Source organism: Variovorax sp. PBL-H6 (assembly GCF_901827155.1).
Lineage (GTDB): Bacteria > Pseudomonadota > Gammaproteobacteria > Burkholderiales > Burkholderiaceae_C > Variovorax.
In genome coordinates this window covers 1,047,615-1,061,215 of sequence record NZ_LR594659.1, presented here as the reverse complement: position 1 = coordinate 1,061,215, position 13,601 = coordinate 1,047,615, and the positions used below count along the sequence as shown (strand labels likewise).

The window sequence follows — 13,601 nt, the reverse complement described above, 5'->3', positions numbered from 1 at the left end:
TCCATGGACTCCGCCCCGCTCTACCGGCAGTTGGCCGCGCACTACCTCGACGCGATCCGTGCCGGCTCGCTCAAGCCCGGCGACAAGCTGCCCTCGCTGCGCCACCTGATGCGCCAGCACGGCATCAGCCTGTCGACGGCGCTGCAGCTGTGCCGCTCGATGGAAAGCGAAGGCTGGCTCGAGGCGCGCGAGCGCTCGGGTTATTTCGTTCGCCGGCCCCGGCGCCTGGCGATGGCGCCGATGGATGAGCCGGCGGCCGACCAGGCGCCCGACCCGGCGCAGTACGTGGGCATCCACGCCAAAGTGTCGGACTTCGTGGCGCGGCGCCGGCAGGTGGCCGAGAAGCTCGATCTCTCCATCGCGCGCGGCGCGCCGGAGCTCTATCCCGCAGAGGCCCTGCGCAACGCGATGACACGCTTGCTGCGCCAGCGCCCCGGCATGCTGGCGGTCGCTGCTCCTCTCAAGGGCGATCGCCAGTTTCGCGAAGTGCTCGCGCAGCGGAGCCTGCGCGTGGGCATGGCGATCTCGCCGGACGACATCCTGGTCACCAACGGCTGCATCGAGGCGCTGAACCTCGCGCTGCGCGCCGTCGCGCAGCCGGGCGACACCGTGGCGGTGGAGTCACCCACCTTCTACGGCCTGCTGCAGGTGCTCGAAAGCCTGGGGCTGCAGGCGCTGGAGATCCCGACGAGCCCGCAGACCGGCCTCTCGATCGAGGCCCTGGATCTCGCCATTCGCACCTACGACAACGTCAAGGCGGTGGTGGTCGTGCCGCACCTGCAGAACCCGCTCGGCAGCGTGATGCCCGATGCCCACAAGGCCCGGCTTGCGCAGCTGTGCGAACAGCACGCCATTCCGCTGATCGAGGACGACACCTACAGCGAGCTCATCGAAGCGCCGGTGCCGCCGCGCGCCCTCAAGTCCTTCGACGGCAGCGGCAACGTGATCCACTGCGCCTCGCTGCACAAGATCCTCGCGCCGGGCCTGAGGCTGGGCTGGATCGCGGCCGGTCGCTGGCAGGCGCGGGTGGAGATGCTCAAGTTCGCGCAGACGCGCAACAACGAGGCGCTCGCGCAGGCTGCGGCCGGCGAGTTCATGGGCACCGGCGGCTACGACCGCCACCTGCGCCATCTGCGGCAATGCCTGAAGACGCAACGCGAGCAGACCGCCGACACAATCGCCGGCTGCTTCCCGCCGGGCACGCGCATCAACCTGCCGCCGGGCGGACTGCAGCTGTGGGTGGAGCTGCCCGAGCGCCTTTCCTCGACGCGGCTCTTCGCCGCCGCCCTGGCCGAACGCATCGTGGTGGCGCCGGGCACGCTGTTCTCGAACTCCTCGCGCTTCGACCACTACCTGCGCATCAACTGCGGCTGGCCCTACGGCGAGGCGGTCGATGCCGCGCTGCGGCGCCTGGGCGCCATCGCCACCGACTTGCGCACTAGCGCAGCAAAGGCGACAGTGTCTGCGCCAGCCAGTCGAGCATCGCCTGCACGCGCTGCGACAGGTTCCGCCGATGCGGATAGAGCAGCGTCACCGGCATCGGCTGAGCCGTGGCCTGCGGCATGACCTCCTCCAGCAGCCCCTGGTCAATTCGCGCCTGCAAGCCGAGCACCGGCGCCTGGATCAGGCCCAGGCCTGCGAGGCACGCGGCTTCGTAGGCCTCGGAGCTGTTGACCGTGATCAGGCCACCCATGGGCTGCAGGCGGTAGCGCTCGCCGTCGTGGTATTCCCAGCCGGGCGCCGGACTGCCCAACGTGGGCGCGTAGTGCACCAGGCAATGCCGTGCCAGGTCCTCCAGTGTCCTTGGGACGCCGTGGGCGCGCAGATAGCCGGGACTCGCGCAGTTGATCAGCCGCAGTTGGCCGAGCGGGCGCGCCACCAGCCCCGAATCGCGCAGCGGCCCGATGCGCAGCACGCAATCGAAGCCTTCGTGCACCGGGTCGACCAGCCGGTCGGTGGTGCTGAGCTCCAGCGCCAGTTGCGGATGCGCGGCAAAGAACTCCGGCAGCCGCGGAATCACGATGCGGCGCGCGATGCCCACGGGCAGGTCCACGCGCAGCCGCCCGCGCAATGCGCTGGGCGCCTGCTGGAACATCGATTGGAGTTCTTCCGCGTCCGCCACCAGCTCCTTGGCACGTTCGAGGAATTGCTCGCCGTCTTGCGTCAGTCGCACGCTGCGCGTCGTCCGGTGCAGCAAGCGGGTGCCGAGCTGGCCTTCGAGCTGCTGCACGGCGGTGGAGACGCGCGCCTTCGGATGGCCCAGCTGCTCGGCGGCACGGGTGAAGCTGGCCAGTTCGGCCACCTTGGCAAAGATGCGGAGTGTGTCGAGGTCCATTGCGAGAAGGCGCTTGCCAGGCGCTTGCCGGCAGTGATTGTTCTACGTATTTGAACAGTCCTATCTGATTCAGGCAGTTTATCGGCTTACTGTTCTTCCCTAGAGTTCACTCACCGGAGCACTCTTTCAAAGGAAGCCACATGAGCACCCCAACCAGCACCCCCGTCGCCCTCATCACCGGCGGCAGCCGCGGCCTGGGCAAGAACACCGCGCTGAAGCTGGCCGAGCGCGGCGTCGACATCCTGCTGACCTACCGCAGCGGCGCCGACGAGGCGCAGCAGGTGGTAGCGCAGGTCGCAGCCCTCGGCCGGCGCGCGGTCGCCTTGCCGCTCGACGTTGCGAACAGCGCGAGCTTTGCCGGCTTTGCGGCGCAGGTGAAGACCGCCCTGAGCGAGGTCTGGCAGCGCGAGCGCTTCGACTACCTGGTGAACAACGCCGGCATCGGCATTCACGCGAGCTTCGAAGAGACCAGCGAGGAACAATTCGACCAGTTGATGAACATCCAGCTGAAGGGCCCCTTCTTTCTGACCCAGAAGCTGCTGCCGCTGATCGCCGATGGCGGGCGCATCGTCAACATTTCGACCGGCCTCGCGCGCTTTACCCTCCCGGGCCATGCGGCCTACGCGGCAATGAAGGGCGGCATCGAGGTGCTGACGCGCTACCAGGCCAAGGAGCTGGGCGCGCGCGGCATTGCCGTCAACGTCGTGGCACCGGGCGCGGTCGAGACCGATTTCAGCGGCGGCCTGGTGCGCGACAACGCCCAGGTGAACAGCATGATCGCCTCGCAAACCACGCTGGGTCGCGTGGGCCAGCCCGACGATATCGGCGGTGCAATCTCTTCGCTGCTCCGGCCGGAGAACCGCTGGATCACCGGGCAGCGCATCGAAGTGTCGGGCGGGATGTTCCTTTAATCGAGCAAGGCCAGGGCGGCGTAGTCGCCGACCGCATCGCCCAGCCCCGCGGGCACCAGCACCGCCTCGCGGGTGAGCGCGACCAGTTTGCCGTCGATCTCGGCCTGCAGGCGTGGCAACAGGAAATCGCGGTTGTGCCAGAACACGCTGCCGCCGAGGCTGATGCGCTCGAGGTCGAGCGTGGCGATCAGGTTGTAGAGCATGCGGCCCATGACCCGGCACAGCGCCGTCGTGGTGGCCAGCGCTTGCGCTTCGCCGGCGGCGGCGGCGGCGAACAGGTCCGGCGACGGCTGCCCGAAGCGGCGAGCGATGGAGTTGCCGGCGACCAGGGCTTCGACGTCCCCGACATTGCCGCAGCCGCACAACGCATCGCTGTCGTCGTCGGCCACGAAGCTGTGGCCCGCGTGGCCGGCATTGCCGTTCTTGCCGTGCAGGATGCGGCCGTCCACACACAGCCCCACGCCGACGCCGGTGCTCCAGGTGACATAGGCGCAATGGTCCATGCCTTGCAGCGCACCCCAGGTGCGCTCGGCCTCGAGCGCGGCCACGGCGTCGTTCTCCACCCGCACATGGCTGAAGCGCTTGCTGAGCGGCGCCTCCAGCACAGCCGTCATCCAGTCGTTGGGCAGGCCGCGCGCCGGGCCGGCGATGCCGCCGCAGATGTTGGGCGTGGCGAGCTCGACCCGACCGTCGCGCAGCACGAAGGGACCGGCCGAGGACACGCCCACGCGGTCGACCGATGCGCCGGCGATGCCCTGCTCGGCGCAGATCTCGTCGATGAGCCGCAGGATCTGCTGCGCCACGGCATCGTTGCTGCCGGTCTTGGCGGTGGGCTCGCTGCGGCGGCCGATCAGCTCGGTGCTGCCGTCGGGCGAGAGGCTCACGGCCAGCTTGGTGCCGCCGATATCGACGCAGGCTCTCATGGGGTCAGATCCATCGTGCAATCAAGGCCGCGATCATGCTGAGCACCACGGTGCTCCCGATCGGCAGCTGCCATTCGCGCCCGAAGGCGCGAAACTCGAAGTCGCCAGGCAGGCGACCGAAACCGAAGCGCCGCAGCCATTGCGTCAGGCCGCTCATCAGGAGCAGCGCGAGCACGACAACGATCAGCCAGCGAATCATGCGGACAGTCTAGCGCCCGCGGTGGCGAGACGTGTTTGCACGCGCCGCAGGCGATGTCCTTGGACAGCCGTTCGCCGCTCAGGCCGCCAGCCGCAGCGCCTCTGGTTCGCGGCCGGCCGGCAGCATGATCATGCGCTGCGCGAAGGCCGCCCGCAGCGCGCGGGCGGGGCCTCCGCCCTCGCGCAGCTGGCGCGGCGTCACGCCGGCCGTCTCCGAGAAGGCGCGCGTCATGTGGGCCTGGTCGGCATAGCCCTGCTCCGCCGCCACATGGGCCAGCGGCACGCCCTCGGCGATCCCGCAGGCGGCGCGCTGGAAGCGCACCAGCCGCGCATAGCCTGCCGGCGCGACGCCCAGCCAGTGGCGGAAGTCGCGCTCCAGCTGGCGCCGGCTCACCAGATGCTGGCAGGCCAACATGTCGACCGACAGCGCCGGCGCCTCCAGCAGCGACATCGCTGCCGCCGCGACGCGCTCGGCCTGCCAGCCCAGCGCGCGGCGCTCGCCGATGCGGGCCTCGAGCCAGCGCCCGAAGACCAGGCAACGCTCCGGACCCGCCGCCGCATCGATCAGCGCGCCATGCAGCATCGCCTCCAGGTACGGCGGGACGAGCTCGCGCAGCGGCAGGCGTTCGTTGCACAGGTTGTCCCAGGGCCGTCCGAAGGCGCGCAGCAAGCCCAGCGGCGTGAGCATCGCGACCGCCATCTGGCCGCGGCCCTGCGTCTGGAAGTCCACGGGGCGGGTGCGCAGGGCCGACACCATCACGCGCAGCGCGCCGCCATCGCTGGCGCTTCGGCAGTCCAGCCGCTCGTCGCAGTAGGCCGTGACCATGAAGAGCTCATGCGGCAGCCCCCGGTGCACACCGCCTCCGAAGGCGTCGACATCGACCAGGCCCAACGAGGCCACGTGCAGCCCCGGCAGCGCCGCTGCGGCGCAGGCATGCGCAACATGGAAGCGCTTGGCGGGCGCGGCATGGATCGCATGGATGGACATCGAGGACTCCCATGAACCATGAAGGGGAGCATCGATTGTTCGCTGCCGTTTGCATCCCGTCCCAGGACGCCTGTCCCGTTTTTTCCCGGACCAGGCCCATGGCGCGGCGCAAGAGTGGGACATCCGTCCCGTCCGCACTCGCGCACTGCGAAAGGCGGGCAATGAAGGGAAATCCATAGGCTCAGGGTAAGTACTTGGCACTACACTGAATTGGGATTGAGGCCAATCTACGGGCGAGCGGAGCTTGTCCAGCCCAGGGGTCTGCTGCTCTTAAGAAAAATTCTTAACGCGAGAAGAAGAGGAATGCCATGCTCCGATCACCTGGGCGCAATGAGGGGGCTCGCCCAAGCCCTTCGACCGGTCTCATCGACCTGACTGACCGGGAACCCTGGAGCAACCTGAACAAGAACGCCTTCGCGTTCAGGCACAACCTGCAGGGACATCCGCTCTTCACCATCCAGAAGCTCGCGGAGCTTTCGAAACATGTGTTCGATTGGCCCGACTACCAGCGCTACTTCCCCTTCGACCAGCGATCGCTTCCGACGTCCGAGCTGAAGCGCATCTTGAGAGACAGCATCCTCGACGTCGCCAACAATGGCCGCTGGCTTGCGCTTCATCAGATCGACATGGTGGCGCCGGAGTACGCCGAGTTGCTGGATCAACTCTTTGCGGACATCGAGGAACTCACCGGCACGCCGATCCGCTCGCGCATGGCCTGGGGCAGCATGTCGATCTTCATGAATGCACCGGGGCTCAGCGTTCCGTATCACTTCGACCACGAGACCAATTTCCTCATGCAGATCGAAGGCGAAAAGGAGGCGAGGCTTTATCCGCCGGCACTCCAGACGTTGACGATCGAGGAGATCGAGGACTTCTACCGTCACAACCCGATTGCCGCTCGCTACCGAGACGAACTCGCCACTGCGGGAACGGTATTCACGCTCACCCCGGGGATAGCGGTTCATCATCCTCCGCTGGCTGCCCACAAGATCCAGAACGGCAACTCCGTGTCGGTGAGCCTCTCGATCTACTACACGACGCCGGATATGGAAGACCGTGCGCGCGTTCATCAGGCCAATTACTGCATGCGCAAGCTTGGCCTGAAGCCGCGCCCGATCGACGAATCCACATTCTGGGATGGTGCCAAGGCCAAGTTCATGCGAACGCTGTCGAAGTCCAATCCGAAGACGCACGATGAAATGCTGTATTCGGGTGTCGAGCGCCTGGGCGCGCCGTTCCGATGGGCAAAGGCACTGAAGCAACGGACGCGGCAGCCGTCCATCCCGGTGTAAGCCCTTGCGCTGACCGCCGCCCTCGCGGGGCGCTCACAAGAATGCTCAATCTTCGACGATCGGCACATGTCGTCCTCGGCACTTTCGCCGTGCTGGTGCTGCTGGTCGTCGGTGTGGTGGCGTTCTGGGACGATGATGTGCCCGCCGCGGTGGCCGGCTCTTCCGTGCCCGCGAATGCAATACCGCTGGCCGTGCTCGGCGACTCGACGAGCCACTCCTACCAGGATCTCACGGCCTTCCCACCTGGAACTCCGCTGCGTGGCGGCAAGTTCCATGCGCGTACCTTCCAATGGACCGAGGTGCTGGCACGACTGCGCGGCAACGAGATCGACCTCGGCCCCTGGGTTGCCTGGGGACAGCCCGGTGGCATTGCCTTCATGCGCGAATCGATCGGGCTGCCAACCTCCCGTGCTCCGCGAAAGGAAGACTACCTCTACAACTTCGCGAATTCGGGCGCCGCCTGCAAGAACCTCATGGGCGAGCGGCTCGGCCAGCGGTTCCGGCAGGTGCCTCGCCTCGTCGCGCTGATGAATCGCGAGCCCGAACGCTGGCGTCGCGGCGTCGTGGTCATCTACATGGGTGGCAACAACTGGAACGGCTGGCTCGATCTGCAATCCCGAGACCCGCTGGCGGCCGAACTGCGAGAGACGATCGACTACTGCACGCAACAGATACGTGCCGCGATCACGCTGATCCATGCGTCACATCCGTCGACCCGCATTCTTCTCGTGGGCCTGGTCAACCAGGCAGACGACCCGGAGAACCTCGCCAAGTACCGCAGCAGCATCGCGACGGCGAATATCAAGAAGTCGCTGGCGAATGCGAACGCCGAACTGCGCAAGATCGCCGAAGCGGATCGGCAGCGCATCACATTCGCCGACATCAACGACTGGTTTTCTCAGCGGTGGGGCGAGCGCAGCCCGAACGGAGATCCCGACTACAACACGGTCACGATCAGCCCGGGTCTGCGCGTCACCAACACCGGCGGCGACAGTCCCAGCCATACCGTGCTGAGCGATGGACACTGGGGGGTGGTGCCCAACGCCATCTGGGCGCAATCATTCGTCGCGCAGCTGCGCGAGGCGTTCGGCCTGCCGTTGACGCCGATCAGCAACGAGGAACTGGCCCGCTTTCTCGCCGGATAGCCTCACTCGGCCAGGCTGCGAGCACACGAATCGGGCACGCTGCTGGCGCTGGCTCGATGTCCGGATGCCGATCGCCCGACTACCGCCTGACCCAACGCCCTTCAGGCGTTGCACTGTTCTCCGGCCGCGCATACATCGACATCTCGGTCTGGATCTTCCACTCCAGCAATGCCTGTTTCAGCGAGTTCGCTTCAGCCGCCTTCGGTGCTGGCAGCGGGACGTTTTCGGCGGGATCGGCCGCCAGGTCGAACACCATGAAAGGCGCGCGGTCGAAGTTGTAGATGTACTTCTTCTCGCCGCGACGCAGCGCGAGGTACGACGATTCGATGCTTGCGGAAAAAAACATCTCGCGCTCAGCCGACACGGGCTGCAGCAGCGAAACGCCCGGCAGCCTCGCGTTCTGCACCTCGTAGCCGAGCAGCTCGGCAACGGTCGGCAACACGTCGATCTGCTGGCGTGGACCCTTGATCACGCCCTTCAGCTCGGCCACACCTGGCGCATAGATGACCATGGGGATATGAACGCCTTCCTGGTAAAGCGCATTGAACGCCTGGTTCACGCCATGCTCACCGAAGAACTGCCCGTGGTCTCCGAGAAACAGGAACACGGTGTCGTCCAGCACACCCAGTTCCTTGTAGCCGGCCATGAGCTTGGCAATGACATCATCGATGTAGGCCAGGCAGTTGTAGTACGCCTCGAGCGTCGGATTCGCCGCGTTCGGAAATGACAACTTCTTCCAGGTGCTCGGCGTCGTGTAGGGATGATGGCCCACGCTCGTCATCACAGCCGTCATGAAGGGCCGGTTGGCCATTTTCTGCGCGCGTGTCCAATCGAGGATGGGCTTGATCATCACCTCGTCGGCGCCGCCCATGTAGTTCGCATGAAGCGACTGCAGCTTGCTGAAGTCTTCGTCATCCATCACGGTCTCGAAGCCCAGGGCGTCGACCATCCGGTTCTCGTTGAGCAGGTGCAGGTGGGTTGGCGTGAAGAACGAAGTGGCATAGCCCACATCGCGCAGTGCCGCGGGCAGTGCCCGGATGCGTGGCAATTTGCTGTTCTCGGCACTCCAGCGCACGCTGCCCTCGTTGGTCAGCGGATACTGTCCTCCCAGGATCGCGATCCAGGCGCTGGAGGTGCGCGGCACCACGGCACTCATGTCCGACACCACCAGTCCGTCCTGGCCCAGCTTTGCGAGAAAAGGCGTCGTCCCCAGGTCGGGGCGGTGGATCGACGTGGATGCCGCTCGCACCGACTCCATCATCACGATGACCACGTTCTTCACTTTCTTGGGAGCTCCGGTGGGCTGCAATTTCATGCCGGCGCTGTGCCAGCGCGGCCGGTTCTCGTCATTGAATGCCTTTTGCGCAGCAGCTTCGGCTTCGGCATAGGGTGCCGAGATGGCTGTCTTCGACAGTGCGATCAACGAGCCCTCGGCATAGCGTTCCAGCGGCACGCTGCCGACCGGAATGACCGGCAGGAACAGCGCGGCGGTGCCCACCAGCGCAAACACCAGACCGCGTCCGGCACGCGGTTCCGCCTCCCGCGGGCCCGGAGTTCCGATGTCCCGAAAATACCAGGCCCAGCCGAGCGGCAGCAGGATACAAAGCGTGAGCGCGGCGACCCGCCCAAGCGTCACTTCAGCACCCACCAGCGGAGCGAGATCCTGCGGATGCGAGAGGCTGAACAGCAGCACTGCGACATTGGGCGGCTGGCCCACCGTGACCTCGTAGACCAGGTCGACGCCGACCAGCGCGCACAGCACGACGATGAGGGCCTGGAACAGTCTGTACGCGCTGCGGAACACAGGCGCGGGTGCGAACCTGAGCACGGCGCCCATCAACAATGCAAGCAAGGAGATCGTGGCAAATTCTCGCCAGACGATGGTCGCGAAGACCACCGGCTCCTTGTAGAGGTTATAGGCCCAGTCCCACAGGACGCCGACAACCGTCATCTCCGGCTTGGCACGCAACATCACGATCACCGAGGCGAGGAACACCCCGGCAAAGATGACGACGCTCGCGATGCGGCGCTTCGGAAAAAGGAATCGCTGGACCAGCCAGGAGAAAGCAATCATTCCCGCGAGCCGCAAGACCCGGACACTGAGCGGGCTGGAAAACACGATCGCGGCCATCGCGACGTCGACCTTCATCATCTTGGCCCCGATGAGGCACAAGGCCAGCGGGGCCACCAGCAGCCAGGCGACAAGCCAGGGATTCTGTGAGGTCAATCCGCGCAATTTGGGTGGGGTTCGCTGCACCGGAAGTCCTTTGGAGGGGCGGCCAAACGCCCGGTAGGTCACACCCATCGATTTGATGAGAACTTTTGTCATCAAATTTTCACATGAAATTACGCAAACGCTGAACCGGCAAAACCCCCTTCTTGCTTCAGCTCGGGTGAACAACCCGTTGGGAAACTACAGCTAGGGATTCAGGATCGCCAGTGCCTCGCGGTGCAGCGCGGGCGTGGCGGCGGCAACGACGCGGCCGTTCGAGGCCAGCCCCAGCGGCCGGCCCTCCCAGTCGGTGATCACGCCGCCGGCCGCCTCGATCAGACCGGCGGGACCGAGGTAGTCGTAGGGCTGCAGGCCGGTTTCCACCACGAGGTCGATGGTGCCGCCGGCGAGTTGAGCGTAGCTGTAGCAGTCACCGCCGAAGCGGCGCATCGCGCAGCGCCGGCTCAGCCGGTCGAAGGCGTCCCAGTCGGCGGGCCCGAAGATGTCCGGGGACGTGGTGAAGATGCGCGCCGCCACGACGCTGTCGCACGCGCTCACGCGAACCGGCTGCCCGTTGCGCTGCGCACCCAGCCCGGCTTGTCCGACCCAGCGCTCGCCCAGCACCGGCATGTCGACCATTCCCAACTCGACGCGGCCGCCGCGCAGGAGTCCGATGAGCGTCCCCCAGAGCGGCGAGCCAGTGATGAAGCTGCGCGTGCCGTCGATCGGATCGAGCACCCACACGGCCTCTGCGTCCACGCGCGCAACGCCGTGCTCCTCGCCAAAGATGCCGTCGGCTGGCCGCTCGCTGCCCAGGATCTCGCGCATCGCTGCCTCTGCCGCGCGGTCGGCCATCGTGACCGGGCTTTCGTCGGCTTTCGTGATGACCTCCAACGGCGTGCGGAACAGGCGCAGCGAATGGGCGGCGGCGGCGTCGGCAAGGGCGTTGGCGATGCGCAGGGCATCCTGAGGCGAGGCAGTGGAGCTCATGGAAGAACGGGTCAAAGAAGCCGATTAGACCCGAGGCAACGGTTTGACACGCCGCCCGGGCTGGGCGAGCATGGCCTTCAAACAGCTCGAACAAGAAGGCCACATGCCCGATCGTCGCCGGTGCCTGCGCATCGCAACCCTCGCCCTGCTTGCCGCCATGGCGCCGCTCGCCGCCGCCACCCCATCGGAGCAGGAACACAAGTTGATCCTGGCCCTGATCGCGCATGTCCAGGGCATGACGACAATGAAATTCCTGCGCAATGGCGAGCCGCACGACGCCGCCGAGGCGGCCGAGCACATGCAGGCCAAGTACAAGCACTTCCGCGAAGAGATCGTGACGGCGGAGGACTTCATCGAGCGCTGCGCCTCGCGCTCGGAGCTGACGGGCAAGCCCTACATGGTCACGCTCGCGGACGGCAAGGCGCGCGAGGCGCGCGGCTTCCTGATGCAGGAACTGCGCACCATGAGGCAACAGGGACGCGGCTGACACACTGCCGACGGACGCGATGGTCCTGATGCGGCCCGTTCCCACATCTGCCGGACGGGCTGCCGCGGCCAAGCCGCTGACGCGCCTGCCGGTTCGTGAATCCTGCCCGCGTACGGCTCGAGGCTAAGCCGGCCCGTCTTCCAAGGCAGACAGCAGGTCGAGCGGATGCACCATGGCCTCTCGCACGCGCTTCGCGGTTTCGTACTGGTACAGCGCCGAGCGCAATCGAGGCTCTTTCGCCAATGCGTCCCATACAGGAAGGAGGTCAGAAGCCGGCGGCGCCTCGCCGCGAGCAAGCCGGCACGCGAATTCGAAGGCCGCGGGTTCGCCGAGCAGGACCGCCTTGGTCGCCGCACTCAAGAACGGCGGATGCGATTCGGTCGGCGCGGAACAGCAATAGATCACGTGCGGCGGGAGCGAATGGCCGTCGGGCCGGAGCCTGCAAAGCGACATGCCTGCAACATGCGCCTCGCCGGCTGCCGAAGCAAAGGCATAGGTACGATCGGGGTCGGCATGCGCGAGTCGCTTCAAGCCGCGCAGGAGTCGCGAGAAGTCGGACGTCGCAGCAGCGGGCGAAGCCTTGATCTCGGCAAGAAGAACGATCTCGCCGGCACCGCCCTGGCCGCTTCGCACGATCGCCGCGTCCCATTCGTCCTTTGCCTTGTTCGTCTCTCCGGGGAAGCCTCGCGGTGGCCGAAGGCTTCGCACGACACGGTAAGCGGCGCCCTGTTCGTGGTGGCGGTTCAGCAGGTCGGTGATGGCGCCGAAAGCCTGCGCCGTGGCGTGCTCGGCCATCTCGCCCAGGCGTGCCGAGGCGCGCCCCGACGCAGCCGCGGCATCGCTGCCTCCCAGCGGCCCCCTTCGCTCGCTCAGCCGCAGGTAGCGTTGCACGGCTTCGTCGCGCAACAATGCGCTGCCATGCACTAGGCGCTGCAGCGACGGGCTCGATCGGAGCTCCTCCAGCAGTGGACGCACCGGCTCCCCTGCCGCGATGTCCTGCGCAGACGGCTTCTCGGCCGCCGCGGCAAGCTCTGTCCAGGCACCGTCGGCCGCGAGACGATGCAATCGGGCCAGCGCATCCCGGGTCCTGCCGCTCGGCATGTCGCGCAGCTTGCCGGGATGTCCCATGGCATCGGTGGCGGCACGGACTGCACGACGGTCGCTCGCGACCTGCGCAGCCAGGCGCACATGCTCGCGAACCTCCGCGCTCTGCGCCTGCAGCACCAGTGCCTGGAATGCCGGATCGCCGCCCTCCGGCGCGAGCGCTCTGCGGATCAGCTCGGCGAGCGCGTGCGTAAAGAATGCCTCCGTGCGAGGCGGTGTCGGCGATCCGCTTTCGTGCACGGTGCGTGCGCCTTCGAGCGCGAAGGCCAGTGTGGCGCCCACTCCGACCGACGCGGCCGCAGCGGCATCCGGCGGCAACGGCGGCATGCAGTACCTGCGCGGCGCGGCGCGCACAGCGGCCAGTAGAAATGTGTCGAGGTCCTGCAATCGCGCTCCGGGCCGGGTGCCCGCCTGTTCCACGCTGGTGAGGACGATCCTACAGGCGCAGCATGCACGCGCCCACAGCGGGCGTCTGAACGGCGTCCAGCATGGTGGATCGGCACTTTCGCCGCCAGCGACATGAAAGGAAACACCATGCCCAAGCGCCCACAGAACGACCCTGGAGACGACAGCGGCCGCCCCGATGCGATCGGCCCGCACGGCATCAACCCCCCCTCACGCGGACGCGCGAGCGGTGGCGATGCCGGCGCGGAACCTCAAGTCGACTTCGACGACGATGAGATTCTTTCCGGCACCGGCAACAACGCACGCCGCGGCGGGACCTGGAAGGCGACCGGCGGCGACAGCGGCGAACTCGGGCCACCCTCCGAGCAGCTGTCGGACAGCAACCAGCCGCGCGAAAAGCATCCGCCCGGAACCACGGGGGGACAGAGCGGCAGTGCCTGAGGCCGTCTCAGGATCCCGCGATGGCCTGCCAGGTGGAACTGGTGCAGCACGTGGATCTCGAGCGGCCCGAAGCGGCGGCAGAAATCGATGTGCTGGTCGGGCGTGATCCGCTGCTCGCGGAAGACCAGCACAGGGTGGCCAGGTGCGCGCGACGGATGCGTGCGAACTTA

At 66.8% G+C, this 13,601-nt stretch carries 12 protein-coding genes and 2 pseudogenes; 6 read left to right on the top strand and 8 right to left on the bottom strand.

Annotated elements, in window-relative coordinates; translation table 11 throughout:
- Positions 1–3: 3 nt before the first annotated feature.
- Positions 4–1,437, top strand: a pseudogene (locus tag G3W89_RS05080) (aminotransferase-like domain-containing protein); the annotation flags it as partial.
- A 1-nt stretch (position 1,438) separates the two neighbouring features.
- Here G3W89_RS05080 and G3W89_RS05075 read toward each other — a convergent pair.
- A complete protein-coding gene (locus G3W89_RS05075; protein ID WP_232076337.1) occupies positions 1,439–2,335 on the bottom strand; it encodes a LysR family transcriptional regulator in 897 nt (298 codons plus the stop codon).
- Between the two features lie 140 nt (positions 2,336–2,475).
- Here G3W89_RS05075 and G3W89_RS05070 point away from each other — a divergent pair, with 140 nt between their 5' ends.
- The gene (locus G3W89_RS05070) at positions 2,476–3,246 is read left to right on the top strand and encodes an SDR family NAD(P)-dependent oxidoreductase (protein WP_162573074.1); all 771 of its coding nucleotides are present in this window, start codon (positions 2,476–2,478) and stop codon (positions 3,244–3,246) included.
- Here G3W89_RS05070 and G3W89_RS05065 read toward each other — a convergent pair.
- From G3W89_RS05065 to G3W89_RS05055, 3 genes are all read right to left on the bottom strand, one after another.
- Positions 3,243–4,169, bottom strand: coding sequence for an ROK family protein (locus G3W89_RS05065; RefSeq protein ID WP_162573073.1), 927 nt, complete (start codon positions 4,167–4,169; stop codon positions 3,243–3,245). The two genes, G3W89_RS05070 and G3W89_RS05065, sit on opposite strands and share 4 nt — an antisense overlap.
- 4 nt (positions 4,170–4,173) lie before the next feature.
- The gene (locus G3W89_RS05060) at positions 4,174–4,368 is read right to left on the bottom strand and encodes a DUF2905 domain-containing protein (RefSeq protein WP_068677862.1); all 195 of its coding nucleotides are present in this window, start codon (positions 4,366–4,368) and stop codon (positions 4,174–4,176) included.
- A 78-nt stretch (positions 4,369–4,446) separates the two neighbouring features.
- On the bottom strand, positions 4,447–5,355 hold the full coding sequence (locus G3W89_RS05055; protein ID WP_162573072.1) for an AraC family transcriptional regulator: 909 nt from the start codon (positions 5,353–5,355) through the stop codon (positions 4,447–4,449).
- A 308-nt stretch (positions 5,356–5,663) separates the two neighbouring features.
- On the opposite strand from G3W89_RS05055, the gene G3W89_RS05050 reads away from it, so the two are divergent.
- Positions 5,664–6,647: a cupin-like domain-containing protein gene (locus G3W89_RS05050; protein ID WP_162573071.1), complete on the top strand. Its 984-nt coding sequence runs from the start codon at positions 5,664–5,666 to the stop codon at positions 6,645–6,647.
- An 89-nt stretch (positions 6,648–6,736) separates the two neighbouring features.
- Complete coding sequence (locus G3W89_RS05045; protein WP_162573070.1) at positions 6,737–7,792, top strand: SGNH/GDSL hydrolase family protein; 1,056 nt, start codon at positions 6,737–6,739, stop codon at positions 7,790–7,792.
- A 79-nt stretch (positions 7,793–7,871) separates the two neighbouring features.
- On the opposite strand, the gene G3W89_RS05040 is transcribed toward G3W89_RS05045, so the two are convergent.
- Positions 7,872–10,019, bottom strand: coding sequence for an LTA synthase family protein (locus G3W89_RS05040; RefSeq protein ID WP_162573069.1), 2,148 nt, complete (start codon positions 10,017–10,019; stop codon positions 7,872–7,874).
- Between the two features lie 192 nt (positions 10,020–10,211).
- Positions 10,212–10,994, bottom strand: coding sequence for a histidinol-phosphatase (gene hisN / locus G3W89_RS05035; RefSeq protein WP_162573068.1), 783 nt, complete (start codon positions 10,992–10,994; stop codon positions 10,212–10,214).
- 103 nt (positions 10,995–11,097) lie between these two features.
- Here hisN and G3W89_RS05030 point away from each other — a divergent pair, with 103 nt between their 5' ends.
- Complete coding sequence (locus G3W89_RS05030) at positions 11,098–11,481, top strand: DUF5329 family protein (RefSeq protein WP_162573067.1); 384 nt, start codon at positions 11,098–11,100, stop codon at positions 11,479–11,481.
- A gap of 123 nt (positions 11,482–11,604) precedes the next feature.
- Here the strand turns inward: G3W89_RS05030 and G3W89_RS05025 are convergent, their stop codons facing one another.
- Positions 11,605–12,972, bottom strand: coding sequence for a hypothetical protein (locus tag G3W89_RS05025; protein ID WP_232076335.1), 1,368 nt, complete (start codon positions 12,970–12,972; stop codon positions 11,605–11,607).
- A 147-nt stretch (positions 12,973–13,119) separates the two neighbouring features.
- Between G3W89_RS05025 and G3W89_RS05020 the strand changes: the two genes are divergently transcribed.
- The gene (locus tag G3W89_RS05020) at positions 13,120–13,431 is read left to right on the top strand and encodes a hypothetical protein (RefSeq protein ID WP_162573065.1); all 312 of its coding nucleotides are present in this window, start codon (positions 13,120–13,122) and stop codon (positions 13,429–13,431) included.
- A gap of 8 nt (positions 13,432–13,439) precedes the next feature.
- Here G3W89_RS05020 and G3W89_RS33180 read toward each other — a convergent pair.
- Positions 13,440–13,597 (bottom strand): annotated as a pseudogene (locus G3W89_RS33180) (TauD/TfdA family dioxygenase); the annotation flags it as partial.
- Between the last annotated feature and the right edge of the window lie 4 nt (positions 13,598–13,601).

What these genes read in the sequence shown, in the direction of transcription:
- G3W89_RS05075 (WP_232076337.1), bottom strand. Translation starts at nt 2,335, where the DNA reads ATGGACCTCGACACACTCCGCATCTTTGCCAAGGTGGCCGAACTGGCC.
- G3W89_RS05070 (WP_162573074.1), top strand. Translation starts at nt 2,476, where the DNA reads ATGAGCACCCCAACCAGCACCCCCGTCGCCCTCATCACCGGCGGCAGC.
- G3W89_RS05065 (WP_162573073.1), bottom strand. Translation starts at nt 4,169, where the DNA reads ATGAGAGCCTGCGTCGATATCGGCGGCACCAAGCTGGCCGTGAGCCTC.
- G3W89_RS05060 (WP_068677862.1), bottom strand. Translation starts at nt 4,368, where the DNA reads ATGATTCGCTGGCTGATCGTTGTCGTGCTCGCGCTGCTCCTGATGAGC.
- G3W89_RS05055 (WP_162573072.1), bottom strand. Translation starts at nt 5,355, where the DNA reads ATGTCCATCCATGCGATCCATGCCGCGCCCGCCAAGCGCTTCCATGTT.
- G3W89_RS05050 (WP_162573071.1), top strand. Translation starts at nt 5,664, where the DNA reads ATGCTCCGATCACCTGGGCGCAATGAGGGGGCTCGCCCAAGCCCTTCG.
- hisN (WP_162573068.1), bottom strand. Translation starts at nt 10,994, where the DNA reads ATGAGCTCCACTGCCTCGCCTCAGGATGCCCTGCGCATCGCCAACGCC.
- G3W89_RS05030 (WP_162573067.1), top strand. Translation starts at nt 11,098, where the DNA reads ATGCCCGATCGTCGCCGGTGCCTGCGCATCGCAACCCTCGCCCTGCTT.
- G3W89_RS05020 (WP_162573065.1), top strand. Translation starts at nt 13,120, where the DNA reads ATGCCCAAGCGCCCACAGAACGACCCTGGAGACGACAGCGGCCGCCCC.